At 41.5% G+C, this 24780-nt stretch carries 25 protein-coding genes and 1 pseudogene; 12 read left to right on the forward strand and 14 right to left on the reverse strand.

All coding sequences use genetic code 11. The features are described 5' to 3' along the window. Positions 1 to 16: 16 nt before the first annotated feature. From H6H03_RS15425 to H6H03_RS15440, 4 genes are all read right to left on the reverse strand, one after another. Positions 17 to 2287, reverse strand: a complete 2271-nt coding sequence (locus H6H03_RS15425; protein ID WP_190955968.1) for a transglycosylase domain-containing protein — start codon at positions 2285 to 2287, stop codon at positions 17 to 19. Between the two features lie 392 nt (positions 2288 to 2679). Continuing rightward, positions 2680 to 3447: a hypothetical protein gene (locus H6H03_RS41785; protein ID WP_190955969.1), complete on the reverse strand. Its 768-nt coding sequence runs from the start codon at positions 3445 to 3447 to the stop codon at positions 2680 to 2682. 192 nt (positions 3448 to 3639) lie between these two features. Continuing rightward, on the reverse strand, positions 3640 to 4116 hold the full coding sequence (lspA, locus tag H6H03_RS15435; protein ID WP_096536813.1) for a signal peptidase II: 477 nt from the start codon (positions 4114 to 4116) through the stop codon (positions 3640 to 3642). A 133-nt stretch (positions 4117 to 4249) separates the two neighbouring features. Beyond that, positions 4250 to 4837, reverse strand: coding sequence for a biotin transporter BioY (locus H6H03_RS15440; protein WP_190955970.1), 588 nt, complete (start codon positions 4835 to 4837; stop codon positions 4250 to 4252). 465 nt (positions 4838 to 5302) lie between these two features. Here H6H03_RS15440 and H6H03_RS15445 point away from each other — a divergent pair, with 465 nt between their 5' ends. The 4 genes from H6H03_RS15445 to pstB all read left to right on the forward strand — a co-directional run bounded on the left by H6H03_RS15445 (position 5303) and on the right by pstB (position 9283). Continuing rightward, on the forward strand, positions 5303 to 6379 hold the full coding sequence (locus H6H03_RS15445; protein WP_190955971.1) for a PstS family phosphate ABC transporter substrate-binding protein: 1077 nt from the start codon (positions 5303 to 5305) through the stop codon (positions 6377 to 6379). 192 nt (positions 6380 to 6571) lie between these two features. After that, the gene (gene pstC, locus H6H03_RS15450; protein ID WP_190955972.1) at positions 6572 to 7513 is read left to right on the forward strand and encodes a phosphate ABC transporter permease subunit PstC; all 942 of its coding nucleotides are present in this window, start codon (positions 6572 to 6574) and stop codon (positions 7511 to 7513) included. Continuing rightward, positions 7510 to 8442 carry a phosphate ABC transporter permease PstA gene (gene pstA / locus H6H03_RS15455; RefSeq protein WP_190955973.1) on the forward strand — a complete coding sequence of 311 codons (933 nt, stop codon included), beginning with the start codon at positions 7510 to 7512 and terminating at the stop codon, positions 8440 to 8442. Before pstC ends, pstA begins: the two co-directional genes overlap by 4 nt. A 37-nt stretch (positions 8443 to 8479) precedes the next feature. Beyond that, complete coding sequence (gene pstB, locus H6H03_RS15460) at positions 8480 to 9283, forward strand: phosphate ABC transporter ATP-binding protein PstB (RefSeq protein ID WP_099068826.1); 804 nt, start codon at positions 8480 to 8482, stop codon at positions 9281 to 9283. 360 nt (positions 9284 to 9643) lie between these two features. Here the strand turns inward: pstB and H6H03_RS15465 are convergent, their stop codons facing one another. From H6H03_RS15465 to H6H03_RS15480, 4 genes and pseudogenes are all read right to left on the reverse strand, one after another. Continuing rightward, entirely contained in the window at positions 9644 to 10249 is a 606-nt protein-coding gene (locus H6H03_RS15465) for a GNAT family N-acetyltransferase (protein WP_190955974.1), read from the reverse strand. A 329-nt stretch (positions 10250 to 10578) separates the two neighbouring features. Then, positions 10579 to 11262: a Crp/Fnr family transcriptional regulator gene (locus H6H03_RS15470; RefSeq protein WP_190955975.1), complete on the reverse strand. Its 684-nt coding sequence runs from the start codon at positions 11260 to 11262 to the stop codon at positions 10579 to 10581. A gap of 1173 nt (positions 11263 to 12435) precedes the next feature. Further along, positions 12436 to 12693, reverse strand: a pseudogene (locus H6H03_RS42235) (GspE/PulE/PilB domain-containing protein); the annotation flags it as partial. 369 nt (positions 12694 to 13062) lie between these two features. Beyond that, on the reverse strand, positions 13063 to 14250 hold the full coding sequence (locus H6H03_RS15480) for a HetZ-related protein 2 (RefSeq protein ID WP_190955977.1): 1188 nt from the start codon (positions 14248 to 14250) through the stop codon (positions 13063 to 13065). Positions 14251 to 14755: 505 nt separating this feature from the next. Between H6H03_RS15480 and H6H03_RS15485 the strand changes: the two genes are divergently transcribed. Then, a complete protein-coding gene (locus tag H6H03_RS15485) occupies positions 14756 to 14923 on the forward strand; it encodes a hypothetical protein (RefSeq protein WP_190955978.1) in 168 nt (55 codons plus the stop codon). A 291-nt stretch (positions 14924 to 15214) separates the two neighbouring features. Here the strand turns inward: H6H03_RS15485 and H6H03_RS15490 are convergent, their stop codons facing one another. Together H6H03_RS15490 and H6H03_RS15495 are read right to left on the reverse strand one after the other, a co-directional pair. After that, positions 15215 to 15565, reverse strand: coding sequence for a carbon dioxide-concentrating mechanism protein CcmK (locus H6H03_RS15490; RefSeq protein WP_096536804.1), 351 nt, complete (start codon positions 15563 to 15565; stop codon positions 15215 to 15217). Positions 15566 to 15651: 86 nt separating this feature from the next. Continuing rightward, complete coding sequence (locus tag H6H03_RS15495) at positions 15652 to 15963, reverse strand: carbon dioxide-concentrating mechanism protein CcmK (protein WP_190955979.1); 312 nt, start codon at positions 15961 to 15963, stop codon at positions 15652 to 15654. A 265-nt stretch (positions 15964 to 16228) separates the two neighbouring features. Here H6H03_RS15495 and H6H03_RS15500 point away from each other — a divergent pair, with 265 nt between their 5' ends. Further along, complete coding sequence (locus H6H03_RS15500; protein ID WP_190955980.1) at positions 16229 to 17119, forward strand: alpha/beta fold hydrolase; 891 nt, start codon at positions 16229 to 16231, stop codon at positions 17117 to 17119. A 162-nt stretch (positions 17120 to 17281) separates the two neighbouring features. Here the strand turns inward: H6H03_RS15500 and H6H03_RS15505 are convergent, their stop codons facing one another. Next, positions 17282 to 17500, reverse strand: coding sequence for a helix-turn-helix domain-containing protein (locus tag H6H03_RS15505; RefSeq protein WP_190955981.1), 219 nt, complete (start codon positions 17498 to 17500; stop codon positions 17282 to 17284). 172 nt (positions 17501 to 17672) lie between these two features. Here H6H03_RS15505 and H6H03_RS15510 point away from each other — a divergent pair, with 172 nt between their 5' ends. The 3 genes from H6H03_RS15510 to H6H03_RS15520 all read left to right on the forward strand — a co-directional run bounded on the left by H6H03_RS15510 (position 17673) and on the right by H6H03_RS15520 (position 19455). Then, the gene (locus H6H03_RS15510) at positions 17673 to 18257 is read left to right on the forward strand and encodes a DUF2087 domain-containing protein (RefSeq protein WP_190955982.1); all 585 of its coding nucleotides are present in this window, start codon (positions 17673 to 17675) and stop codon (positions 18255 to 18257) included. Positions 18258 to 18365: 108 nt separating this feature from the next. Next, positions 18366 to 18956 (forward strand): DUF2087 domain-containing protein, encoded by a 591-nt coding sequence (locus tag H6H03_RS15515; RefSeq protein ID WP_190955983.1) that lies wholly within the window; start codon positions 18366 to 18368, stop codon positions 18954 to 18956. Between the two features lie 37 nt (positions 18957 to 18993). Beyond that, positions 18994 to 19455 (forward strand): HIT family protein, encoded by a 462-nt coding sequence (locus tag H6H03_RS15520; RefSeq protein WP_190955984.1) that lies wholly within the window; start codon positions 18994 to 18996, stop codon positions 19453 to 19455. A gap of 173 nt (positions 19456 to 19628) precedes the next feature. Here H6H03_RS15520 and H6H03_RS15525 read toward each other — a convergent pair whose 3' ends face one another. From H6H03_RS15525 to H6H03_RS15535, 3 genes are all read right to left on the reverse strand, one after another. Continuing rightward, positions 19629 to 20411 carry an ABC transporter ATP-binding protein gene (locus H6H03_RS15525; protein ID WP_190955985.1) on the reverse strand — a complete coding sequence of 261 codons (783 nt, stop codon included), beginning with the start codon at positions 20409 to 20411 and terminating at the stop codon, positions 19629 to 19631. After that, positions 20401 to 21534, reverse strand: a complete 1134-nt coding sequence (locus H6H03_RS15530) for a branched-chain amino acid ABC transporter permease (protein ID WP_190955986.1) — start codon at positions 21532 to 21534, stop codon at positions 20401 to 20403. Before H6H03_RS15530 ends, H6H03_RS15525 begins: the two co-directional genes overlap by 11 nt. 235 nt (positions 21535 to 21769) lie before the next feature. Then, on the reverse strand, positions 21770 to 22201 hold the full coding sequence (locus H6H03_RS15535; RefSeq protein ID WP_190955987.1) for a hypothetical protein: 432 nt from the start codon (positions 22199 to 22201) through the stop codon (positions 21770 to 21772). A 243-nt stretch (positions 22202 to 22444) separates the two neighbouring features. Here H6H03_RS15535 and H6H03_RS15540 point away from each other — a divergent pair, with 243 nt between their 5' ends. From H6H03_RS15540 to H6H03_RS15550, 3 genes are all read left to right on the forward strand, one after another. Continuing rightward, positions 22445 to 22642 carry a hypothetical protein gene (locus H6H03_RS15540; protein ID WP_190955988.1) on the forward strand — a complete coding sequence of 66 codons (198 nt, stop codon included), beginning with the start codon at positions 22445 to 22447 and terminating at the stop codon, positions 22640 to 22642. A 152-nt stretch (positions 22643 to 22794) separates the two neighbouring features. After that, a complete protein-coding gene (locus H6H03_RS15545; protein ID WP_190955989.1) occupies positions 22795 to 23052 on the forward strand; it encodes a cytotoxic translational repressor of toxin-antitoxin stability system in 258 nt (85 codons plus the stop codon). Positions 23053 to 23164: 112 nt separating this feature from the next. Further along, positions 23165 to 24751 carry a glucose-6-phosphate isomerase gene (locus tag H6H03_RS15550; RefSeq protein WP_190955990.1) on the forward strand — a complete coding sequence of 529 codons (1587 nt, stop codon included), beginning with the start codon at positions 23165 to 23167 and terminating at the stop codon, positions 24749 to 24751. The last annotated feature ends 29 nt before the right edge of the window (positions 24752 to 24780 follow it).

Below are 24780 nucleotides of genomic sequence, written 5' to 3' on the forward strand. Positions count from 1 at the left end.
ATTGCCCAATGCCCATTTACCTTGTAATCCGGCGCATATAATTTCCCCATAACTGAGCTGCCTGAGCGCTGCTACCAGATGTGGGGGAATTATTATCGTTTCCCAGCCAAACACCAGTTACAAGTCGCCGACTGGGAATAAAACCTATAAACCATAGGTCAACGTTTTTATCAGTGGTGCCTGTTTTACCAGCTTCCCCCAATCCAATGGAGGCACTACGACCAGTACCTCTGCTGATTACACCGCGCATTAAACTGGTCATTTCATCGGCCACACCATTTGGCAAAACTCTTTTGTTAGCGTCTGGATCTTGATCGAAGGAGTAGATGACACGGCAAGTTTTTAGATCGTTGCGATCGCGGCAATCACCACTATCTAAAATACGACTAATGGCATGGGGAGGATTCCATACACCGCGATTGCCAATGGCACCAAAAGCACCAGTCATTTCCAAAACATTAACTACACTTTGACCCAGTACCAACCCAGGAACAGGATCGAGGGAGGACTTTACCCCCAAACGCTGGGCCATAGAAACCACTTTATCCAAGCCAACTTCTCTGGCAACTCGTAAAGCAATGGGATTTTCCGAAAGAGCTAGCCCAGTGGCAATATCTAAACTGGCGTCTGCACCAGCACGACAGGGTTTGTAAGTAAAGCCTTGCCAAGTTAAAGGAGCGCAAGAATAACTTTTTGACTCTGGAATTCCCTGTTGAATAGCGGCGGTGTAAGCAAAGATTTTAAAGGTCGAACCTGGTTGTCTTTTAGCTTGGGTTGCACGATTGAACTGACTTTTTTTGTAATCAGTTCCCCCTACCATTGCCAGGATACTACCGGTACTGGAGTCAAGGGTAACCACTGCCCCTTGAGAAAAGTTAAAACTTGCACCAGCGTTATTTACTGAATTACGCAATGCGGCTTCTGCTTGGCTTTGGATGGCTGGATCGAGTTTGGTTTCAATGATATAGTTGCCTTCTCTTGCTGCTCCCTCCCCCAAAATTGATTCCAACTCAGAGAAAACGTAATTGTAAAAGTAAGGAGCAATGGTTTTGGCTTGCTGTTCGCAAACTTTTGGACTAACTTGAACAGTCGAGCGTCTGGCTCGATTCGCGTCCTCTGCTTTGATTTTGCCCATCTCCAGCAACCGCTTAATCACACGATTGCGGTATTCGGCAGTTTCTAGCTTATTTGGCCCATCCCCACAAAAATCGAAAGCGTTGGGGGCTGGTAAAATTCCTACCAATGTTGCAGCTTCCGCCAAACTTAAATCTTTAGCTGGCTTTTCAAAGTAATATCTCGCTGCATCCTCAAATCCAGAGGTATCCCCACCCAAAAAAACCCGATTTAAGTACATCAGCAAAATGTCGTCTTTGCTGTAAAAGGTTTCTAACTTCAGGGCGACAATTGCCTCTCGCAATTTACGTCCCAAGGTGTCCTGTCTGCCTACATAATCGCGGAACAAGCTGCGGGCGACTTGCTGGGTAACTGTGCTGGCTCCTTGTTGGACATCTCCGCTGCGGCTATTAATCAATACTGCTCGCAAAATTCCCAACGGATCGACCCCAAAATGCCAATAATAACGGCTATCTTCGGAAGCAACCACGGCAGCAGGCAAGTAAGGGCCAAATTCCTCTAATCGCTTCATGTCCACGTGAGAGGTAGTCCGAGGCTCTCTCAGGGGGGTACTCCCATCACGGGCATAAACAACTACTGGGGCGCGTGTAGTTGTGGGTAGGGGTCTGACTGAAAATTTTAGCCATTCGACGCCAATCACTAAGGCGAACAGGGCACTAACACCACCGATGCCATAACCTGTCCAGGTTGCAGCTTTGATATACCAAGGTGGTGGATCGACATATTGCAATCTTACAGAAGCGGCGAGTTCTGGTGGGCCTAAGGTGAGAATATCGCCATGACGCAATTCCAGGGAATTGACACGGCGCTTGCCACGATAGATGCCATTGGTAGAATTTTCGTCTTTGATGACGAAAACTGGTGTGCGCTGAGTGGAATTGCGCGATAGCGATAGGTGAATTTGGCTGACAACAGGGTTACGAATGACAATATCACAGGATTTGGAGCTACGACCGAGAACGTAGCGATCGCCCAACAGTGGATATACCTCTGCTTTGTCCGCCCCCGCATCCTGCACCCAAAGTTCCGGCACTTTGGCATTCGGCTTGAGCGCCAATTTGGAAAAATCAACCCTAGCTTGAATTGTATGTACTGCTTGAGTCAGTTGACCTAGTAACGTTTGTGGCTTGTGAGGGGGTTGGGGAGAACTCATCGGCTATTTACATCACACTTTTTAGTGAAGAATCGGACGAACTACAACTTAGATGTTAATCTTCCATCATTTTACTCATAAGCCAAAGAATAAATTGGCTAGATGAGTTTTTAGATTCATTTTATACCTAAATATATTTCATAACTAACAATAACTTGTGCTTTTTATTGCTTTTTTGCTGATAGAGGATTTTGCTTATCAAATCTCAAGTGGTTATTGGATACAGGTTTTTATGCTCAATAACTATAAATACTATTCATAAACTTGTATTCATGGGCACAAAACATTGATAAACAACAGATTTAAATTTTACTAGTTTTACATATCAACATATTTTGAAACAAACCTAAATATCCTCTTTTAGGAAGATTTTCTAAATCTTATTGTCTGTTTTAATAGTGCGAGTGTTCCGTTGAGGTTAATTTCATAATGATGGGAAAATCTCTGACCCTGATTGGTACAGCTCTATCTTTGGCACTTACCACTAATATTGCTGTAGCTGAATCCAGTAAATCCCCCATAGCCCAATCCAGTAGCGACTCCTCCACTAGTTCACCAACGGAAATCAAGCTGTCGCCAGAAGGTAAGAAAATTCTGTGCGAGTATTTCCCCCTTAACTCCCGCTGTGGCGGTGGTACAGCAGTCACACCTACTGCTCCTGGTAGCACTACAGTTCCAGCAGAAACCACGCCATCGCAAACCACTACTCCCGATAGCACTACCACACCAGGAAACGTCACTCCATCCGGTTCTGGCACTCCTGATGGCACTACCACAACTCCAGCACCAGGAGCCACCCCTTCCGACTCTGGCGCTCCTAGCAATATCCCTTCTGAGTCTGGCACTCCTAGCAATATAGCTCCCATACCAGGAAGTGGTACTCCTTCTGACTCTGGTACTCCTAGCAATGTAACTCCAACACCAGGAAGTACTACCCCTTCTGAGTCTGGCGCTCCTAGCAATACTCCTTCTGAGTCTGGCACTCCTAGCAATATAGCTCCCATACCAGGAAGTGGTACTCCTTCTGACTCTGGTACTCCTAGCAATGTAGCTCCAACACCAGGAAGTAGCACTCCTTCTGATGGCTCTTCTGAACCAACTCCTAGCTCTCCTAGTTCAGTTCCAGGTTCTACCTCGCCCAATACCCCTGGTACAGGCAACTAAATTTAGATCTCCATACTGATTTGGGGTTAGCGATCGCTGTAGATCTTGGCATCTTACACCAGTTGTAGTAATTGGTGTAAGTTACTAAATTAAATAACTCAAACCCAGAAATCAAGTTTTCGCGTATATGATTGACAAAGGGTTTGAACGATCGATAGCCTGGGATGAATCATCCCAGGCTTAATAGTTTAATCCGACCTGCCAGTTGAAGTTGGTGTTTTTTGCAACGAGGCAATTAGCAGACAAACGATACCGATACTAATAAATGAATCTGCCACATTAAATACAGCAAAGTTAATCAGGCGAAAATCTAAAAAATCAACGACATAGCCTAAAACAAAGCGATCGATACCATTGCCCATAGCTCCACCTAAAATCAAGCCATAGCCTAGCTGATCCCACAGATTTAACGTCGGGCCAAACAACGCCAGTCCTATTAATACTAAACTTACTCCTAAAGATAACCAGCGCAACCATTCTACTTTCCCGCTTAACAGACTAAAAGCCGCACCAGTATTAGTGACATAAGTCAAGTGAAATATCCCAGGTAAAAGTGGTACTGTTTGCTCCAAACTGAAGGTTTGCACCACCCAGTATTTTGTTATTTGGTCTAAGAAAAAAGCTATAAAGGCAGAAATCCAGAAAAGGCGATTTTTTAAACGCATGGCAAATTAGTCATTGGGCATTGGTCATTGGGCATTGAGAAGCTAGCGCCGTGGGCGGGTTTTCTGACTTGAGGCGATTGGCATCATTAGGCATTGGTCATTGGGCATTGAAAAAACGACTAATGACTAATGACTAATAAAACATTAAGTGACGCAATACATATGCTATTACAGTGACAGCACAGACTACAGTTAGTTGACCTGGGAGTACAAACCAAGAATATCTGAGAATTGCTTGTATCAAAGGTAGATTTTCTGTGCCTTTCCACTGAAAAAGATAGCTAATAATCAAATAACTAATACCGCATAGGTGGAGAGTTAACAACCCACAGATGCAACTAAAAGCCAGGGTTTCTAGTCGTGGTCTAGCTTTAAAGGCAAACAAACCACAAATCCAAGCTCCAGGAATAAAACCTAGCAAATAGCCAAACTGAGATAGCTTGACATAACCAATACCACCACCATCGGCAAATACTGGCAATAAGGTTAACCCCATGACCAAGTAGGCAATTTGCGAGAGCGCACCAGCATTTTTACCCCCCAAACAGCCCACGAGGAGTACTGCACCAACTTGAAAAGTTACACCTAAAGAAAAAGTCTGAATTCCGTGCTGACTCCAACTCCAAGGTGAAGTGATGCCATAAGCTTCTAGGAAGGTACCACCCATTGTCAGGAGTAAGCCAATCATAGACCATAGTAATTGGTTGGAAGCAGCAAACATTTATCAGGCAACCAAGGAAAGGCAAAAGAAAAAACCAATAGCAACCAGTATAAACATTAATATATGAACTTTCCCACTTTAGCTTTGGTTGTAGCTCTTCGCAGAACCAAAATAGTATGTAGGGCTTCTAATCTTTCAGTCGAATACCTAAACTTAAACCTGTATCTTGATTGATATTTGATTGCTAATATGTAGTCATAATTTAATTTAAAAATGTGCAAATTTCTAGAAATATTTTTAGCTTACCCAAATTATCTGTATTTAGTTTATTTTGGGGAAGATAGTAGTATAATTTAAATCACGCTTTATACTATTACTGATAATCAAAATGTGCTTTTACTGACTTGAAAATTTAGCATTTTTGAGTATGTATTAGGATTGACTTAACCGTTTGTTAACCTTTCTGTCACTCTTAAATGCTAATGTTCATACTGTTAATCCATAGCATCATCTATAAAGATCCTTATGTTCTCTTCAAAGGTGCGGTTGGTTGCTCCTCTAGTTGCTTTGGCAATTGGTATTAGCTCTTGCGGCGGCGAAAACAATCAGGTTTCTAACAACTCTAGCCCAGCAGCTGAAGGCGGCGCTACCCCAGCCACCAATACAGCAAGCGGATCGAATTTATCTGGAACAGTCAGGGTGGATGGTTCTAGTACCGTTTATCCTATTTCTGAGGCGATGGCAGAAGAGTTTCAAAAGGCGAATCCTGGTGTCAAAGTAACTGTCGCTTCTTCTGGTACAGGTGGCGGTTTCAAAAAGTTTTGCGCGGGTGAAACTGATATTTCTAATGCTTCCCGCCCAATTAAGCCAGAGGAAGTAGAACTCTGTAAAAAAGGCAATATCGAGTACATTGAACTGCCCATTGCTTACGATGGTCTGTCAGTAGTGGTTAGCCCCCAAAATAATTTTGTTGAGTGCCTGAAAGTTGATGAACTCAAGAAAATGTGGGAAACCGGTGCTCAAGGCAAAGTCACCCAATGGAACCAGATTAATCCGAAATTCCCTGCTGAAAAAATCGGTTTGTATGGTCCTGGAACTGATTCCGGTACTTACGACTATTTCACCCAAGCAATTGTAGGTAAGGAAGGGGAAAGCCGCGGAGACTACACTGCTAGTGAAGATGACAATACTCTGGTACAAGGTGTGAGCGCTGACAAAGGCGGTTTAGGCTTCTTTGGCTATGCCTATTACGAAAACAACAAAGACAAATTAAAGCTTGTTGGTATTGATGGTGGTAAAGGCTGTATTAAACCCAGCCCTCAAACTATCGGTGATGGTACTTATCAGCCGCTTTCTCGCCCAGAATTTATCTATGTCAAGAAAAGTGTGGCGACGCGTCCTGATGTCAAAGCTTTCGTTGATTTCAATTACGCTCCAGCTAACCAAAAGCTAGTTACAGAAGTGGGCTATGTGCCTTTACCTAGCGACCTACTCCCTGAAATTGAAGCACGCTTCAACAAGGGAACAGTAGGCTCAGTTTTTGAGGGTAAGGGTTCTCAAGTGGGTGTCACCCTTAAAGACCTTCTCAAAAAAGAAAAGTAATAGTTAGTCTAAAGACTCCTTTGACTTTCTAACCACAATTGTAAGACTCAGCCCTAGTAGCTGGAAGTAGCTATCCTTCGCAAAGTAAGCCAACTTGATTTAAGCCTTACTTGTATTGAAAGTTGAGCTAAATTTCCAGCAAAAGGGCAATTTTTCCAAAAAGGAAGTTTGAATTTATGAGGTTGTCCCCGAATGACTTCCAATCCGTTATCTAATCAACCAAGTAATTCCAACTTATGGCAGCCCAATCGGGCTTTGAGTAAGCGAATTGAATTTGGTGTCAAAAGTTTGTTTGCCTTGTTTGCGTTTGTCTCCGTAGCAACAACCATCGGGATTGTTTTAACATTAATTTTTGAGACAGTATCATTTTTTCAAGAAGTTTCCATCTGGCGGTTTTTAACAGACACCCAATGGACACCATTGTTTGCCAATAAGCAATTTGGCATCATGGTGCTAATTAGCGCCACTTTGTTGATATCTATAATTGCGATCGTAGTGGCGTTACCACTGGGATTACTAGCAGCTATCTGCTTGAGTGAGTATGCTCCACCTAAGCTTCGTAAATGGCTAAAGCCAGCCCTAGAAATTTTGGCAGGGGTGCCTACTGTTGTTTTTGGTTACTTTGCATTGTTGACAGTTACACCCTTCCTGCAAAAATTCATCCCTGGAATACAGGGATTTAATGCTCTGAGTGCGGGTTTAGTATTGGGAGTTTCAATTATTCCTCTGGTAGCTTCTTTAAGTGAAGACGCTATTTATTCTGTTCCGCGTAGTTTGCGTGAAGGCGCTTATGCATTGGGTTCAACGAAGCGGGAAACAATCATTTCAGTAGTATTACCAGCAGCTTTATCTGGGATAGTAGCTTCTTTCATATTGGCGATTTCCCGTGCCATTGGTGAAACAATGATTGTTACCATAGCGGCTGGCCAAAATCCTCAATTGGGCTTCAATCCGCTAGTACCAATTCAGACAATGACAGCATACATTGTCCAAGTCAGTAAAGGAGATACACCAGCGGGTTCACTGGCATATAAAACTATTTTTTCAGTGGGTATGACATTATTTCTCATAACCTTAGCTCTTAATATTTTTAGTTACTGGTTTGTTCGCCGCTTCCGGGAGAAATACGAATGATAAAAAGCAATATTCAATCTAAAAATGCCTTTGACTCTGGTGCAAATCGTAACTTCGATCTGTCAATCGATAAGCGTTACAACCTCGACAAAATTTTTACGATCGCTACTTGGGTTGCAACTATATTTGGATTGGTGGTGTTAGCTATTTTGCTAATTGATGTTTTAATTGACGGTCTTGGGCGTTTGAATTGGTCTTTTCTGACGAGTTTTTCCTCTCGTCGTGCCTCATCTTCAGGGATACTAGCTCCTTTAGTTGGTACTATTTGGCTATTGGTAATAACGGCTTTAATTTCCTTTCCCTTAGGAGTAGGCGCAGGCATTTTCTTAGAAGAGTATGCCGAAGATAACTGGTTTACTCAGTTAATTGAAATCAACATTGCAAATTTAGCCGCAGTCCCATCTATTATTTATGGTTTGCTAGGTTTGCAAATTTTTGTACGGGTGATGGAACCAATTACTCAAGGACGTAGTGTGCTAGCTGGTGCTTTAACCTTGAGCTTATTGATTTTACCAATCATCATCATTACTACTCGCGAAGCGTTGCGTGCTGTTCCTGATAGCTTGCGGCAAGCAGGTTTTGCCCTTGGCGCGAATAGGTGGCAAATCATCAGAGAACAAATTTTTCCCATTGCTTTACCAGGTATTCTGACTGGTACAATTTTGGCACTTTCAAGAGCGATCGGCGAAACAGCTCCGTTGATTGTAATTGGGGCTGTTGGTTTCATAACTTTCTTGCCTGAACTTTCTTTAAAAGGCTTGCAAAGTTCTTTCACAGCACTACCAATTCAAATTTTTGACTGGGTTTCTCGCCCTCAAACAGATTTTCACCAGAATGCTGCTGCTGGCATTATCGTTTTGATGATTGTGCTGCTTTTGATGAATTCATCAGCTATATATCTACGCAATAAATTCCAGCAGTCTCGCTAAATGAGCTAAGAAATTTCAGTATTTCTCCAACTTTTTTATGGTATTAAACTCAACAACTGCTACATCCGAGACTATATTGCAAGCTGAACAATTATCTGTTTTCTATGGTAATTTTAAAGCAGTTCGTGATGTTAACTTAAACATTGGTAAAAACAAAATCACAGCCTTTATTGGCCCTTCTGGATGTGGGAAAAGCACTGTACTAAGATGTTTTAATCGCTTAAACGATTTGATTCCCGGCGCACACATTGAGGGAAGAATTACCTTCGGTGAAACCGATATTTATGACAAAAGAATTGACACGGTAGAATTGCGCCGCCGCATTGGTATGGTGTTTCAAAAACCCAACCCTTTTCCGAAATCAATTTATGAAAACATCGCCTTTGGAGCTAGGATTAATGGCTATCGAGGTGATATGGATGAATTGGTAGAGCGGAGTTTGCGACAAGCTGCTTTGTGGGATGAAGTGAAGCACAAACTCAAACAAAGTGGTCTATCTATATCTGGTGGACAACAGCAGCGCTTGTGTATTGCTCGTGCCCTAGCAATTCAACCAGAGGTGCTGCTAATGGATGAACCATGCTCAGCCCTTGACCCAATTTCAACTTTACGGGTTGAAGAATTACTCCAAGAACTAAAGTCCCAATATACCATCATTATCGTCACCCACAACATGCAACAAGCTGCACGGGTGTCGGATATGACAGCTTTTTTCAATGCACAGGCAACGGAAAGCGGCTCAAAAATGGGATATCTGGTGGAATATGATTTGACAGAGCAGATTTTTAACAATCCTAAGCAGGAATATACCAGAGATTACGTCAGCGGCAGATTCGGATAAATATTTTGACTCGTTGATTGAAAATATAGTTTAAAATACTAATTTCGGGTGCAAAACTCAACCAAGTTGGTAGTTTTTGACATTCCCTACGGCTATAAGCTGGGGGATTTTTGCTTTATGGTGTAGAAAACGAATTTACCCTCGCCAAGCATTTTGACCGTGTGCCCCACGGCTAAAAACCATAGAACGAAAACTCTTGAGCGGCTGCCACATTTTTATCAGTGATGTAGCCGCAATTTGAGTAAATTATTGGGTATATTGTGAGAGGTCTTTTTTGCCTGTTTCAAATCTATATTTAGGAAAAAACTGATACTCACCTGAGCAACTCGCGGTTGTAGCGTTTTGTATTGAATATCTGAGCTATATCAAACCTAAACATCTGCTATTTCTGCGGAGTTCGGGTGAAAGATTTTGCTCTTGGACTAAAATAAAACCATGACGTATATAAAATCTTAATGAATCAGGTGTAGGGAACACATAAATTGGTCTAACTCCTACGCTTGCAAGGTTTTGTACTAAACAAGACCCCAACCCAAGGCGGCGATAATCAGATTTAACATGTAAAGAATTCAACAACGAATAGCTATGTTTTTGAGACTGTATAGCATAAGCTACCAAGCGATTATGGTGTTCTATCAACAAAACTATTGAGCCATCTTGTCTATGAAAAATACTTGCTATTTGTATAAAGGAAGCTATTAATATTGAACCGCTTACTATTAGTGGTATTATTACTAGAGTTATCCAAAAATCTTGAAAGCTAAGAGAACAATTTCCAATAGCAATACACATAGCAGAAAAGATTAAAAAAATACCTATTGCTATAAATAGAGCAAAAATAATTAAAATTTTTAAAATTTTTAAATCATTAATATCCAAGAGAATAATTTGATATATTGCTGGAATATCAATATTACGAGCTTGGCGAATAGTATAATTCGGTGGTAAAGATGAAGCTCTAGTCATTTCTGGAGTTTCTATTTTTGATTATGCCAATCTAAATACGCGAGCAATCTTAAGTTTGTGTTTGAAATACAACACAGACACCAGTTTAATAAACTAGTAGTTAATTAAACAAGCTGTTAAGCTACTATAGTCGTGCAGTGATTTAGAACCCCTCAGATTTATCCGTAGGGTAGTCGATAAAAATGAGTTTTATTTGAACTAAAAAACATCTCAATTGCATAATTCAGATGAAATCAAATTATTGTAGGGTGAGCCGAAAAGACCACCCTAGTTATGCAACTTAAATGTTGAACAGTTTGCTAGTAGACAATGGGTAATCAGCAAAATAATTACACTCTACCTGCCAAGTTCATCAACTGTTTGAAGTTTACAAGGTAAGTAATGTTGTTGGTGCTGTCAATGTTAATCCACCCTTTTTCATGCAGCTTTTCCATGATTTTGGTGGTTTCTTCAACACCGATTTCTGTCACCTCTGCCAAATCTTTAAAGGGAATGTTAAAAATTTCTCTGCCCTGGTTCGATTCTTGACCATAGCTTTCGCCTAAAGTCACTAAGGTATGAGCGAGTTTGACTGCTGGTGGTGAAGACCGCATTTGCAAGCGCAGGTTAATTTGCCGTAGTCGCCGTACCATCAATTGCAACATTCGGTGATGTAATTGTGGGTCTTTAAACAATATTTGAATAAAACGCTCTCTAGAGATGCTAAGTAACTTTACAGGTGAAAGGGAAATAACATCCGTTGAGCGGGGAGATTCATCTAAAATTGCCATTTCTCCAAAAAAATCCCCACGGCCAAAAATTGCCAGAGCTACTGAATCTTCCCCGATGGTACGTCGGACTTTCACCCAACCGGAAACGACGAGATAAACGGCATTACCCCAAGCATCTTCCATGAGAACAGCTCGCCCACCTGGGTATTCATGTTCAATTGCAACGTTGAGTAACCATTCCAAAGTTTGTGGGTTGGCTGTACTCATTAAGGGGAAAAGTTCACTAAAAACCTCTGTTTGCATGAAATATTTGCAATAATATGGATTTAAAAACGGAAAATTAGCTTGCTTACTATAAGTTTCTTTCAACCGTAATCTTACGTAGAATACAGACGTAAGATTTATATTTATTTGTTCTAACCTTCTTAGATTGGTCAGTTCAGAGTTCGATTACAACATAACAATTATGTATTGCGATCGAAATCAGCGGTTTCACTGATAGACTTATGATTTGCTGTTTGTCGGTGGATCGCCCTCTAGTGCTAGTTTTTTGAGCTGTTGGTCTAAACTTTTCACTAGTTGATTCAGGGTAACTAAAGCCTCTAATTGTTCAGAGTCAAGGCCGCGATTGAGAAAAAGGCGTTCTTGTAGTTCATGTAATTTGAAGCTTAGCTGCTGAGAAATTCCTAAGGCATCGCGGCTTAAACGCGTTAACTGTTGTTGCTGATAAAACTTTAATGCTGCTCCCCGCAAAACTTGGAGTGTGGCTTCTTCTCCGTAGATTCCTGGCATAACTCGCAAGCGTAATAGCAAGCGGGTTTTTTGATACAAACATTCTTTCTCTACCTGTTTGGGTTCTACAACCTTGGTAATAGGTAGGGAAGCAAACCGCTTTAATTCATTAAGCACTCCTTGGAAAACAGAGAGGGGCAGTTTGTCTAACACAGACTGCAATACTCCATTGTCACTCCATAGTATCCTGCCTTCGTAAGGTTGCCTTTCTAGATATAACCGACCAATTCCCCCTGCCAAAATTCGCCCTAGTAATTCTTCTAGTAATCTTTTGGGTGGAAGTGTTGGCAGAACTTCCACAGGACTAAACATTTCGGGAATTTCCACTGGCAGGATAAGTAGATTTTCTACTACGGAGGCTTCAGATGTATCCCTTTGTCGTTCTGTATTTCCGGTGGTCAAGAAGGTAGAAATTTGAGGAGGATTATCTTGATTTGGGGATGGCAAATCTATCGCCTGCCGAGAATCCTCATTTGTTTGTGTCTCAGGTGGTATGAATGTTGGTAGGTGCTGTGATTCAGAGTAAGTATCACCAGAGGCAATGAACCTGTCAACAATGGTAACTGTTATTTCCCGATCCGCTTGTTGAGTATCTAGCTGGGATATATTCTTGTGGTTGAGGTAGGCTGACAGTATTCTGCGGTGAGCGTCAGCTGCGATCGCTTCAATTATCAGCGTGCAATTCATATAAGAGGCAATACGACTAACATAATCTAGTGCCTCAGCGTCTTGTGGATGAACCATACCTAGCAATAGCTTGTTGTCTTTTAATCCAAAAGGCAAAATTTGATGGTAAAGACAAGCTTCAAACGATAAAAAACTATCCATTAGCTGGAATATTTGCTCGCGTTCGCCTTCTTGCTCCCACTTAGTTTGTGTAGCGGTTAGCACTTGCCGCCTATTAGCTGTGCTATTTGTGAGTTCGCCTTCTGAAGACAACATAGATTTTATTACTTGGTATTTTCTTATATAATATTTTCCTTCTAGTTTAGTAGGTAGTTAATAAAGATACATTACTGGATTGTTAAAAATTCAATTATCTATTACATAAGTAGACGTAAGTATAAGATAAATTTTCGATTAAGGACTAGGGAAAATACTGAGAACTGGGGCATGGGGCATGGGGCATAGGAATGCTGTTAGCGGTAGCGGGGCGTTTAGCCCGTGAGGAGTTAAGAGTTAAAAATTAAGAATTATTCTCCTTGTCCCCTTATCCTCTTCTCTCGCTCATTTCCCTATGCCCAATGCTCAATGACGCCACTTGCTCCACTTGGGGAGACCCCAAGACCGCAGTGGCTCCCCCATACCTGCTTACTCTTGAGTTCTTAAAGCTTGGGCGGCCAGATAGACTTTTGTCCATTCGCCTAGCACTTGATGGGTTTTGAGTTTTAATTGTTGGGCGATGTCTTCTATTGATTTACCTTCTCTCCGTAAATCTAGGATCTGCTGCGCCAAAGGCGTGAGTTTTTCATGAAGTTGCTGCCATTGGCTTTGTGTTAGCCCTAAGTTATGTTCTTCCAAGGAAATTGAGAGCCAACTATCTACGAGTTCTGGTTTGCCTTTGAGGGCAAAGACGCGCACAGCATGGTAACTAATTTTTTCTCGCAGTCGGTATACTTCCCTAGTAGGCTTATTGAGTCTTTTGGCAATTTCTTCTTGGGATTTACCTTGAAGATACAACCGTAGCCACTCCACTGCCTCGGTTCCGAGGTTTTCTTGTAAATAATGTTCAAATTCTTTTTGTACGGACTGACGTAGTGCTTGTTGTTCCTCTTGTTGTTGTGCTTCTTGATATTCTGCGATCGCTTGACTATCGACTAAGTTAACTCGATTGTCGCTGTCGTCTGTGAGAACTTCTTCTGAGACTAATCTCACCAAATCGCGGCTTGGTACTTGGGTTAAGCCACCACGTTGAGTACGACGTAAGTAATTTACAAAACGGTAAGCCAATAGGGGTTGATTGCGTACTGGGCGCAAACAATATTCTTCTGTGCTGGCAAACAGCAAAGCATCGGCTAATCGTCGATCGCTTGTATATTTGGCAATGTCAACCATTTGCTGTTGCATGTAGCTGTCGTTTTGCAATAATTCTTGTAGTACTTCTTGCAACACATCTACGACACTGCGCTGGCGATCGCGGCTCAGGGCTACCCAAGTCTGAATTTTATTCCGTAATGTTGCTAAACTCCCCAGTCGCGTTATCAAGTTACGATAAGCACGTTCTCGCCCTAACCCTAAGTAGCGTTGACGTAAAATTCTCCAGCGATATTCCATTGCTTGCTTGGCAATCTCAAGTTCTTTCGGGTTAAACATATCAAACCGTTTTGAGTCAGACCCCAAGAGCCACAAAGTAATACTTTTTCTACTAGCTTCACTTTGTTCTGGACATTCTACAGCCAAGCGCTTTTGCCAATCCAAAGCCAGTTTTTCTAAATCCTTTGTCATAGCGAGATTGCGCTCCTCGAAACTCAATTTTGAAGTTTGCATCACAACCCCCATTCATCCCATCTAACCTAATTGTTTAACTGGCAGTTGCCCCGGATTTCATGAGTTTCATGAAAACATCTCAGTGATTCCACTTTTATTACGCCTAAATTCACTAATTTTATGCAGAAATTTCTCTGATGATGTTTTCCTTGGATATTCAAAGTGCCCCAAACCAATATCTATGAGGGATTTCCGTCAATTTTGTTAATTTTAACTTTTGTTAAGTTGTGTTTTTTAACTGACAACAGAAATGTACTTAGAGTAGTGAGGATAATACATCGTTACAAAAGATGGGTTGGGGAAATTTGACTTTTAAGAACCCAGCCGAGGAACGAATATAATTTAACTCAATATCAGACGTTATTTCACCCGTATAAGTTTCAACTCTCGGCAATACTTTACGTAGTTATATACTTGGTTTTACTTGAAACCATAAAATAGTTTCACTAAGTGTATATATGGTAATTAGCAATTAATAATAATTTTGATGTCATGAATACATACATCAAGCTAATTGATGCTTGAGAAGATAGCGATCGCCAAGATTAATACTCTGATGGAAAAAATAGGATATTTGCTAAATTTTCCCAGTCGGAATGGGGAAGCAAAACAGGTTTTACTCCATACTACAGAGTTACGTTGTGTACTTCCCCTAACTGAAACCCGTAATATTTTTAATACCTAAGTAATTAGATAAACTTCAGATAAAACTTGATAAATTTTCGGTGTTACTGAATCAACATATGAGTGTTAGTGAAAACCAATGTAGCTATTGTGGCAATCGATTTTAGTATCGTGGATGGCGATCGCCATTCTAGATAATATATAAGAATTGTTCGTTTGATTTTCAGCTAAGCCAAAGACACTTGAATTCTAAAGAAGCATGAGCCATTGTTTTAGGAGGTTAACTTAGCGTTAGCGAGCCTGCGAGCATCTGACTCCGCCAACGCCAAAAGGGAAAAAACTGGGCTTGATGCTATCGTCCGTTCGAGGATCTAACAATGGGGTTTTCTACAGATTCTCGATATTGTTGGACTTCTTCTGTGTAAGCAATTGGTAAAACAGCTTCAACGTTTTCATGGGGACGAGGAATAATCACCCAAGACTCTAGGGTACCACCATAAACATTTTCTGCGGCTTCAACACCAGCAGCCATAGCTGTTTTGACTTCAGAAACATCACCACGAATATTAACTGTAAAGCGAGCGCTACCAACTCGGATGTAACCAACCAGAGTGACTCGACCGGCTTTTACCATAGCGTCTGCTGCTGCTAGGACAGCAGGGAAACCCTTAGTTTCCAGCGATCCGACTGCCTGTAGGGACATTACTAATCTCCTTTATGAATAAACGATATGTGGCGCGACAAATTAATTGTACGAAGCTTCGCTAGGGATTTTGATGGCGAAATTGCTTAGAACATACGGAAAGGTTCTGATTTTTGAGTGAAATGGATTGGTAATATAGTTTCTACATTTTCCGGGGGATTAGGAACAATGTAGTGGGTGATTACTGTTTCAGCTTTTACTTGCTCTCCAGCATCAATACCTTCTGCAACAGCTCTTTTTACTTCAGCAACTTGTCCCCGGACGGCGACTACAAAGCGACCGCTTTCAGCTAGGCCATAATATACCAGCGTGACTGCGGCAGATTTTACCATTGCGTCTGCTGCGGCTAAGACACTGGGAAAACCTAAAGTTTCAATTACGCCAACCGCCATTGGCATGGCATTAGCTCCTGAGTCAATAATAAGTGATATTTATTGTACGTGGGTTTAGTCCCAATTTTGACATTTTGGAAAACTTTCTTTAATGGCGGGTTGGAGAGTAGGGAGTGGGGAGTGGGGAGTAGGGAGTTAGAATGTTTTGATGGGGGGCGGAATTATGTTTTATATATTAATGGTGATAATTAATAAGATTAGTTTGTGTAATTTTGTGGTTTAACAAAATTAGCGATGCTTGGAAGTGACTTAGTACGATAAACTGATATTTATGTTTCCAAATTTTCTTCCTACAGCAGTTGGGCAACTAACAGAATCAGCGTCGATCGCTCTGGCTCAGAATATTCAAATAACTGCTCTGACTACACCTTTAACTAATCAAGCGATCGCCACAGCTTATGTTAAGCAAGGGAGTGGTGGAACTCCTATTTTATTAATTCACGGTTTTGATAGTTCTGTATTAGAATTTCGTCGGCTTTTACCATTGCTTGCTGAAAATAATGAAACCTGGGCAGTAGATTTGCTGGGTTTTGGCTTTACAGATAGACTCTCAGGAATTGCCTATAGCCCAACTGCAATTAAAACCCATCTTTATTATTTTTGGAAAAGCCTGATTAACCAACCTGTAATTTTGGTAGGGGCTTCAATGGGGGGTGCAACGGCAATTGATTTAGCCCTGACTTACCCAGAAATCGTCAAAAAGCTAGTATTAATTGATAGTGCTGGGTTAGCGGGTGGTTCGCCATTAAGTAAGCTAATGTTTCCGCCATTGGATTATCTAGCAACTCAGTTTTTGAGTAATATGAAAGTGCGCGATCGCGTTGCCCGCATTGGATATAAAAATCAAAGTCTTGCTTCTTTAGATGCTTTATATTGTGCTGCATTACACCTACAAATGCCGAATTGGCATCAAGCTTTAATTGCTTTTACTAAAAGTGGTGGTTATAGTGCTTTTAGATTTAAAAAAATCTCACAAATTGTGCAACAAACGCTAATTTTATGGGGTGATTCCGATAAAATTTTGGGCACTAAGGATGCCATAAGATTTAAAAGAGCTATTCCACAAAGTACCCTGACGTGGATTCAAGATTGTGGACATCTTCCTCACCTAGAACAACCACAAATCACTGCCCAGCATATTTTAAATTTTTGTGGTCAATGATATTACTTAAAAAATAAAAAGATAATCTCCTAAATTGATTTATGGAGATTACCTTTTTACTTTTTCAGCTTATACCCAACAAATTTGGGCTTTTTGTTTTGAAGTTGACGCCAATAAGCAACGCGCTTTGCCCCTAAAAGTTGTGTTCTACTCAATCAAGAACTATAAAAGTGGTCTGGTTCTAGCTCTATAGTCCATCAATGCTCCTTGGCTAACCACAGTCCGCCCATTTCTTCTAGTAGTAGGAATCTGTCCTCTTTGTAGAGCCATGTAGAGAGTACTCTGGTCTACACCCAAAAATCTCGCTGCTTGTACAAGTGAAGTACCCTGTTGGAGGATACTCCCTCTTCTTCTGTTCCTAATTAATGAGGGACGTGTCATGGCGAAATGTAAAGAACAACTTAAGAAATCTCAATTTTCTACGAAAAAAATCTAAGAATTAACATTAATTCACAATTAGCGAAGATAAGGCAATGCTGTATCAGAAGAGGACAGCAGAGCTAATTTGATTTTTTTCTAATTAGATTGAGATCTAATTTGATTATAACAAATTATGGAGAAAGAACAGTTTCAGACCCTGCTGCGATTTTTCAAAGCTTTAGGAGACGAAAGCAGATTGAAAATTGTAGGTATCCTGGCGAACCAGGAGTGCAGCGTCGAAGAATTAGCTGTGTTATTGCAACTCAAGGAACCGACAGTATCCCATCATCTAGCGAAACTTAAGGAACTCAATTTAGTGACTATGCGCCCTGAGGGTAATAGCCGTCTGTACCAGTTGGATAGCGACGCTTTGCAAAGCATCAGTAAGCAAATTTTTACACCTGAGCAAATTGCTTCTTTGATTGACGACGTAGATACTGAAGCGTGGGAAAACAAAGTATTGAAAAACTATTTTGATGGCGATGTTTTTGACAACAACTCTGTCCAACGCCTCAAAGAAATCCCTGCTAGTCGCAAAAAGCGCCTAGTAATTCTCAAGTGGTTAGCAAATAAATTTGAAATTGGGATTCAGTATCCAGAACGCGCAGTGAATGATATTCTCAAGCGCTACCATCCTGACTACGCCACTCTAAGACGGGAATTGATAGGCTACCAGTTGATGCAACGAGAGAATGGGGTTTATTGGCGTTCGGACTGATAAGCGCGTAAAAACGAGGTTAAGCAGATTTGTATGAGATAGAGATGGTTTAATCAGTTTAAATTAGATATACTTCTAATTAGATTGATGTCTAATTAGAAGTGAGTTATGCAACCAGAGCAATTGAACATCTTGCTGCGCTTTTTCAAGGTGTTAGCAGACAATAGTCGATTGAAGATAATAGGTATTTTGGCAAACCAGGAATGTAGTGTTGAAGAGTTGGCGGTGCAAATGCAACTCAAAGAGCCGACGATATGCCATCATTTGACAAAACTTAAGGAGTTAAATTTGGTGACAATGCGCTCTGATGGAAATACCAATCTGTATCAATTAGATAACGAGGCTTTGCAAAGTATCAGTAAGGAAATTTTTACAGCTAATAAAATAACAACTTTGATAGAAGATATAAATACTGAGGCTTGGGGAAGTAAAGTCCTAAAAAACTATATAGAAGACGATGGATGTAATGAAAATTCTGTCCAACGTCTCAAAGAAATTCCTGCTAGTCGCAAAAAGCGCTTAGTAATTCTCAAGTGGTTAGCAAGTCAGTTTGAGGTAGGAGTCAACTACCCAGAACGCTTGATAAATGAGATTCTTAAAAGTTATCATCCTGACTGTGCTACCCTGCGGCGGGAGTTAATTGGTTACCAGTTAATGCAACGAGAAAATGGGGTTTATTGGCGAATTACAGAGGTGTGATATAAGGTCGAATAGCAAGCTGAAAAGGAGATGACAGATGTTAGTGGATGGATGCCTTGCTTGCAGTGTGCTGGCTGGAAAAGTACAAGCGCCTGGTGGAGTGATTTATGAAGATAATTACTGGGTTGTAGAACATTCTTTGAATCCTGTTCTGTTACCAGGATATTTAATTATCAAACTCAAACGGCATTGCGAACATTTAGCGGAACTGACGCTAGAAGAAGCGAATTCTTTAGGTGAAATTATTCAAAATACCTGTTCAGCACTTTCGCAAGTAGTTAAACCAGCTAAAATTCATGTTTGTTCGTGGGGCGAACAAGTCAAGCACATCCACTTCCATGTTATTCCTCGTTCATCGTCTATGCCTGTAGGAAATTTTCAATTGTTAATTTATCTACGAATAAAAAAGTTATTCAATCAGCTAGGTTTAAGGAAGTGGGTAAGTAATGCAGAAGCAGCAAAAATCGCGGCAGAAGTTAGGCTAGAATTTAAACTATAAACGAACCGCAAAGGACGCAAAGAGCGCAAAGAAAGAAGTAAAAAAAGTTTTGGCGCAGCCTCAGAAATAAATGGCATCAAGCTAAAGTTATTTGTGAAAAACAAGATTCCCAACTTATTTGAAAAGTTGGGAATCGGTAGCTTTGATAAGCAAATATCTTTTTATCTCAGAAATTATTTTCCTAAATAAGCTTCGAGGACTTTGGGATTGGTTTGAATTTCTCCTGGGGTACCGTCAGCTAAGTTCTGTCCTTCGGCAAGTACCCAAACACGATCGCACAAGGACATAATGACATCCATATTGTGTTCAATAATCAAAAACGTCATGCCATCTTGGCGGTTCCAAGTGAGAATGCGATCGCAAATATCATCAATTAATCTTGGATTTACTCCTGCTGCTGGTTCATCCAACAAAATTAACTTGGGATTAGTCATCAGTGCGCGTCCCATTTCCAACAGCTTGCGCTGTCCACCAGACAAACCACCAGCATAATCCTGTGCTTTTTTTGCTAAACCAATCGACTCTAATAAAAACATTGCTCGCTCTTGGAGTTGCTTTTCTTCTTTGGCGACGATGTGCGGTTGTAATTGCACTTGCCAAAAGTTTTCACCGGTTTGTTTTTGCGCCGCCAACAACATATTTTCTAACACCGACAACCGCGAGAGAGTCCGTGCAACTTGAAAGGTGCGTACTACTCCTTGTTGGGCGATTTGATATGGTTGCAAATTGTGGATAGGTTCGCCGTCAAAAATTACTCGTCCTTTATCTGGACGAATGAAGTTTGAGAGTAAATTAAATAAAGTGGTTTTACCAGCACCATTGGGGCCAATTAAACCCGTGATGCTGCCTTTAGCAACTTCGATTTTCGCTTCATTAACTGCTTTAATACCGCCAAAGCTTTTAGAAAGTCCAGTGGCTACCAGCAGAGGAAGTGGTGATGATTGGTTATTTACCAAGGGTGAGTTCCTCCTTTTTCCCTAAGATACCTTGAGGACGCCAAATCATCAGTACCATTAAAATTAATCCGATTACCATGATGCGAAATGCACCTAAACGTGCTTCATCAAGGGGTACAATTCTTGGTAAAACTTCTCGCGTGATGGCATCGTAGGCAAAGAAAATTACAGCGCCTAAGATTGTGCCGATGTTATTCCCAGAACCGCCTAAAATTACCATAATCCAAGTATCAAAGGTCAGCTGGGGTTGAAAATTATCAGGATAAATAGCACCGAGTTGCCAAGCGAAAAAAGCACCTGCGATACCAGCGATCGCACCTCCAAGCATGAGAGACTGTAATTTATACCAAAAAACATTTTTTCCTAATGCTTTGGGAATTTCTTCATCTTCACGGATAGCTTTGAGAATTCTACCCCAAGGCGATCGCACCAAAATTTCTAAGCGCCAGAATACCACTGCCAAAACTAACAGCAATACTAACATCAAACCTGCTTTTGGGTTGTAATTATACAATCCAATTACCCCAGAAATATAAATTGCTGCTGCCAAAACTGCTAACAAAATTCCCACTCCCAAACGCGATGCAAATTCTTGGTTGCTACTCAACCTTTGGCTGGAATCAGCGGCTCTCAATCTTTGGGCAGTACGAATCCATCGCCACAACGTAAAAAAAGTGACGGCAGCTAACAGTGTTAACAACCCAATCATCACTAATCTCAAAAATAAACTCGGCTGTGTGGAGAACGGTATGGGATAACTTTGTACCCCAAACGCCCCAGAAACCCAAGAATTTCCTACAGGTAATTCTTGATTATTCACCACTAAACGAATTAATTCTCCTGTACCAATAGTGACAATTGCTAAATAATCTTCCCGCAAGCGCAGAGTTGCAAAACCAATTATCAAACCCAACAAAGCGGCTACGATTCCTCCAACAAGGGTCGATATTAGTAGAGGAACGCCCTTTAAGCTTAACAACACAGTCGTGTATGCTCCCAGGGTCATAAAAGCAATATGACCAAAATTAATTAACCCGGTAAAGCCCCACTGCAAATTCAATCCGAGAGCGAATAAGGCAAAACTAGCTGTAGAAATTGCTAAGAAAATGAGGTATTCGACCATATTAAATAGTTAGGAGTTGGGAGACGCGATTCATCGCGTCTGTACAAGAGTTAAGAGTTTGTTCAATCTATCATTAAGAAATAAATTTTACAGGCTTTTATTTTAAGTTTGCGTTTTCTAGACTGCGATCACACCAGCCATTGATTGAGTTTAGTTCTCTTGAGAAGATTTAAGGGCTTTCCAAATAAAAAATATTGAACTTCTCTTGTGGAGTGGGCGTCTTGTCTGTCCTTGTTTATGGGCGGGCGAGACACCCACCCCACAAGATTGCATTTGGATAATTTATTTCAAGGTCAAAGTTGAGCCTCAGTAAGTCAAAGTTGAGCCTCAAAAGGTCAACGTCGAGCTTCAGAAGGTCAAAGTTGAGCCTCAAAAGGTCAACGTCGAGCCTCAAAAGGTCAACGTCGAGCCTCAAAAGGTCAACGTCGAGCCTCAAAAGGTCAACGTTGAGCCTCAAAAGGTCAACGTCGAGCTTCAGAAGGTCAACGTCGAGCTTCTGAAGGTCAACGTCGAGCCTCAGAAGGTCAACGTCGAGCTTCAGAAGGTCAACGTCGAGCTTCAGAAGGTCAACGTCGAGCTTCAGAAGGTCAAAGTCGAGCCTCAGAAGGTCAACGTCGAGCCTCAGAAGGTCAACGTCGAGCCTCAAAAGGTCAACGTCGAGCCTCAAAAGGTCAACGTTGACCTTTTGAAGCTGAAATTTTATCTTCCCACCCGGTTTTGTACGCTTGGTTTAGCGGAGATAGCACAATGCAGTTCAGATAAGCCTGTTTTTTCTTTTCTTTGTTCCCTATTCCCTTGCCTCTACAAAGGCAATTCTCAATTCAAAACCCAAAATATTGTCGTTAAGCCTGACTAATTTTTTGGGAATACTATTTATTGTTGGTGTTTGTTTATAGGCAAGAATTAACGTATGAATTTACTGCGACTGAGAATGCATCATTTAATCGAGCAGTTAGCCGATGACGATCTACAAAGCATTTGGAATGTTCTTGAAGCTTTACATTGTGACTTTTACATGCTTAAAGCCATACAAAAAGTCAAGCGATCGCAGCAACCGTGGGACATCTTAACCCATGATGAAGCAATACGACTGTTAATGTTTTTCTAACGTAGCAGCGCTTTCAATTTTGTCCCAATATGCGTAGCTTGCTTGTTTGCAGGAGTACACGATCCAAAATCCAAAATTGCTCGACTGAGCGACGTGTGCCGAGCGAAGTCGAGGTAAGCCGAAGTCTAAAATCCAAAATGGTATAACCCCTAGTGAGTGTGGAAGTGCGCTATGCAAGGTCTTTTTTGCTAGACCTAAAAAATTTAGAACCTGCTGCTTACGAGCGGGTGTATGATTTTGTTTTTACTCAGTTTGCTCAAAAGTGGCAGTTGAGTGGACTAAAAGAACTACGACAGCTTGATAGTGAAGGGATTTTTCACCGCTTCACTCTGGATAATTATCTGATTGGTATAGAAATTAGAGGTGGAATTGTGAAATTTTTGCGTGTCATCCCTATGCCAGATGTTTAAGGGAAAGAGTTAAGCGAACACTTAAAACTGTAAACTGTATAACGCTAGGCAGGGATCGCTATTACCTTCCATTAAACTGGTTTTTGAAAAACACTTTATTTGAGATTTCCCTATGGATGCTAGGGCACTTTGGCAACGATACCAAAACTGGTTATATTTCCACGAGGGATTAGGACTGTACTTAGACGTGAGTCGAATGCGGTTCGATGATGCCTTTGTGGAGTCGTTGCGGCCGAAGTTTGAAAAGGCGTTTGCGGATATGGCTCAACTGGAGAAGGGTGCGATCGCAAATCCTGATGAGAACCGCATGGTTGGACACTATTGGCTGCGAAATCCTGATTTAGCGCCAACTCCAGAACTTACCCAAGAAATTGTCCAAACCCTCGAACAAATCGAAGCCTTTGCGGAAAAAGTTCAAACAGGTGCTATTCATCCTCCCAGAGCCAACCGCTTCACAGATATTATCTCTATTGGTATTGGTGGTTCCGCCCTCGGCCCCCAATTTGTCGCTGAAGCCTTGGCGTCTGATTTCCCGCCCCTGAAAATTCACTTTATTGATAACAGCGATCCGGCAGGTATCGATCGCGTTCTCAATCATTTGCGAAACAATCTTGCCAGTACTTTAGTGTTGGTAATCTCCAAATCTGGGGGAACGCCAGAACCTCGCAATGGCATGATTGAAGTTAAAAAAGCCTACGCCGGACACAATTTGGAGTTTGCCCAATATGCAGTAGCTATTACCAGCCCTGATAGCAACCTTGATAAGGTAGCCAAAAAAGAAGGCTGGCTGGCTAGGTTTCCCATGTACGACTGGGTGGGAGGACGCACATCAGAAATGTCTGCCGTCGGGTTAGTACCAGCAGCACTGCAAGGCATTGATGTTCGCGCCATGCTCCAAGGTGCCAAAGAAATGGATGATGCTACCCGCGTCGCAGATGTGAAGAGTAACCCAGCAGCCTTGCTTGCTTTGTCTTGGTACTTCGCTGGCAATGGCAAGGGTGAAAAAGATATGGTTGTTCTACCTTACAAGGACAGCTTATTGTTATTTAGCCGCTATCTGCAACAGCTGGTAATGGAATCCTTGGGCAAGGAAAAAGACTTAGACGGCAACACTGTCTATCAAGGCATCGCCGTTTATGGTAACAAAGGCTCAACAGATCAACATGCTTACGTCCAGCAGTTGCGCGAAGGCGTGCCGAATTTCTTTGCTACCCTCATCGAAGTTTTAGAAGATCGTCAGGGGCCATCGGCAGAAATCGATGCGGGAGTGACATCCGGTGATTATCTTGCTGGTTTTCTCCAAGGAACCCGACAAGCACTTTATGAAAATCAGCGCGATTCAATAACAGTTACTATTCCCCAAGTTAACGCCCGGACTGTAGGGGCACTAATCGCTTTGTATGAACGTGCTGTTGGTTTATATGCTAGCTTGGTCAACATCAACGCCTACCATCAACCAGGCGTAGAAGCTGGCAAAAAAGCCGCCGCTGGTATTCTTGACTTACAAACACGAGTAGTAGCAGCGCTACAAAAAGAAAAAACTCCCGTTTCTTTGGAAGAACTCGCCGAAAAGGCTGGTGCATCAGACCAAGTTGAGGCGATTTATAAGATTTTGCGTCATCTCCATGCCAATCAGCGCGGTGTGGTTTTGCAAGGCGATCTTCATAAACCCAGCAGTTTGACGGTTTCTGCTGGCTGATAACTTGAGTGCCGAGATCGCATTTTGTC

The organism is Nostoc paludosum FACHB-159, assembly GCF_014698835.1.
GTDB classification, from domain to species: domain Bacteria; phylum Cyanobacteriota; class Cyanobacteriia; order Cyanobacteriales; family Nostocaceae; genus Nostoc; species Nostoc paludosum.

What these genes read in the sequence shown, in the direction of transcription:
- H6H03_RS15425 (WP_190955968.1), bottom strand. Translation starts at nt 2,287, where the DNA reads ATGAGTTCTCCCCAACCCCCTCACAAGCCACAAACGTTACTAGGTCAA.
- lspA (WP_096536813.1), bottom strand. Translation starts at nt 4,116, where the DNA reads ATGCGTTTAAAAAATCGCCTTTTCTGGATTTCTGCCTTTATAGCTTTT.
- H6H03_RS15440 (WP_190955970.1), bottom strand. Translation starts at nt 4,837, where the DNA reads ATGTTTGCTGCTTCCAACCAATTACTATGGTCTATGATTGGCTTACTC.
- H6H03_RS15445 (WP_190955971.1), top strand. Translation starts at nt 5,303, where the DNA reads ATGTTCTCTTCAAAGGTGCGGTTGGTTGCTCCTCTAGTTGCTTTGGCA.
- pstC (WP_190955972.1), top strand. Translation starts at nt 6,572, where the DNA reads ATGACTTCCAATCCGTTATCTAATCAACCAAGTAATTCCAACTTATGG.
- pstA (WP_190955973.1), top strand. Translation starts at nt 7,510, where the DNA reads ATGATAAAAAGCAATATTCAATCTAAAAATGCCTTTGACTCTGGTGCA.
- pstB (WP_099068826.1), top strand. Translation starts at nt 8,480, where the DNA reads ATGGTATTAAACTCAACAACTGCTACATCCGAGACTATATTGCAAGCT.
- H6H03_RS15465 (WP_190955974.1), bottom strand. Translation starts at nt 10,249, where the DNA reads ATGACTAGAGCTTCATCTTTACCACCGAATTATACTATTCGCCAAGCT.
- H6H03_RS15470 (WP_190955975.1), bottom strand. Translation starts at nt 11,262, where the DNA reads ATGCAAACAGAGGTTTTTAGTGAACTTTTCCCCTTAATGAGTACAGCC.
- H6H03_RS15480 (WP_190955977.1), bottom strand. Translation starts at nt 14,250, where the DNA reads ATGGGGGTTGTGATGCAAACTTCAAAATTGAGTTTCGAGGAGCGCAAT.
- H6H03_RS15485 (WP_190955978.1), top strand. Translation starts at nt 14,756, where the DNA reads ATGCTTGAGAAGATAGCGATCGCCAAGATTAATACTCTGATGGAAAAA.
- H6H03_RS15490 (WP_096536804.1), bottom strand. Translation starts at nt 15,565, where the DNA reads ATGTCCCTACAGGCAGTCGGATCGCTGGAAACTAAGGGTTTCCCTGCT.
- H6H03_RS15495 (WP_190955979.1), bottom strand. Translation starts at nt 15,963, where the DNA reads ATGCCAATGGCGGTTGGCGTAATTGAAACTTTAGGTTTTCCCAGTGTC.
- H6H03_RS15500 (WP_190955980.1), top strand. Translation starts at nt 16,229, where the DNA reads ATGTTTCCAAATTTTCTTCCTACAGCAGTTGGGCAACTAACAGAATCA.
- H6H03_RS15505 (WP_190955981.1), bottom strand. Translation starts at nt 17,500, where the DNA reads ATGACACGTCCCTCATTAATTAGGAACAGAAGAAGAGGGAGTATCCTC.
- H6H03_RS15510 (WP_190955982.1), top strand. Translation starts at nt 17,673, where the DNA reads ATGGAGAAAGAACAGTTTCAGACCCTGCTGCGATTTTTCAAAGCTTTA.
- H6H03_RS15515 (WP_190955983.1), top strand. Translation starts at nt 18,366, where the DNA reads ATGCAACCAGAGCAATTGAACATCTTGCTGCGCTTTTTCAAGGTGTTA.
- H6H03_RS15520 (WP_190955984.1), top strand. Translation starts at nt 18,994, where the DNA reads ATGTTAGTGGATGGATGCCTTGCTTGCAGTGTGCTGGCTGGAAAAGTA.
- H6H03_RS15530 (WP_190955986.1), bottom strand. Translation starts at nt 21,534, where the DNA reads ATGGTCGAATACCTCATTTTCTTAGCAATTTCTACAGCTAGTTTTGCC.
- H6H03_RS15540 (WP_190955988.1), top strand. Translation starts at nt 22,445, where the DNA reads ATGAATTTACTGCGACTGAGAATGCATCATTTAATCGAGCAGTTAGCC.
- H6H03_RS15550 (WP_190955990.1), top strand. Translation starts at nt 23,165, where the DNA reads ATGGATGCTAGGGCACTTTGGCAACGATACCAAAACTGGTTATATTTC.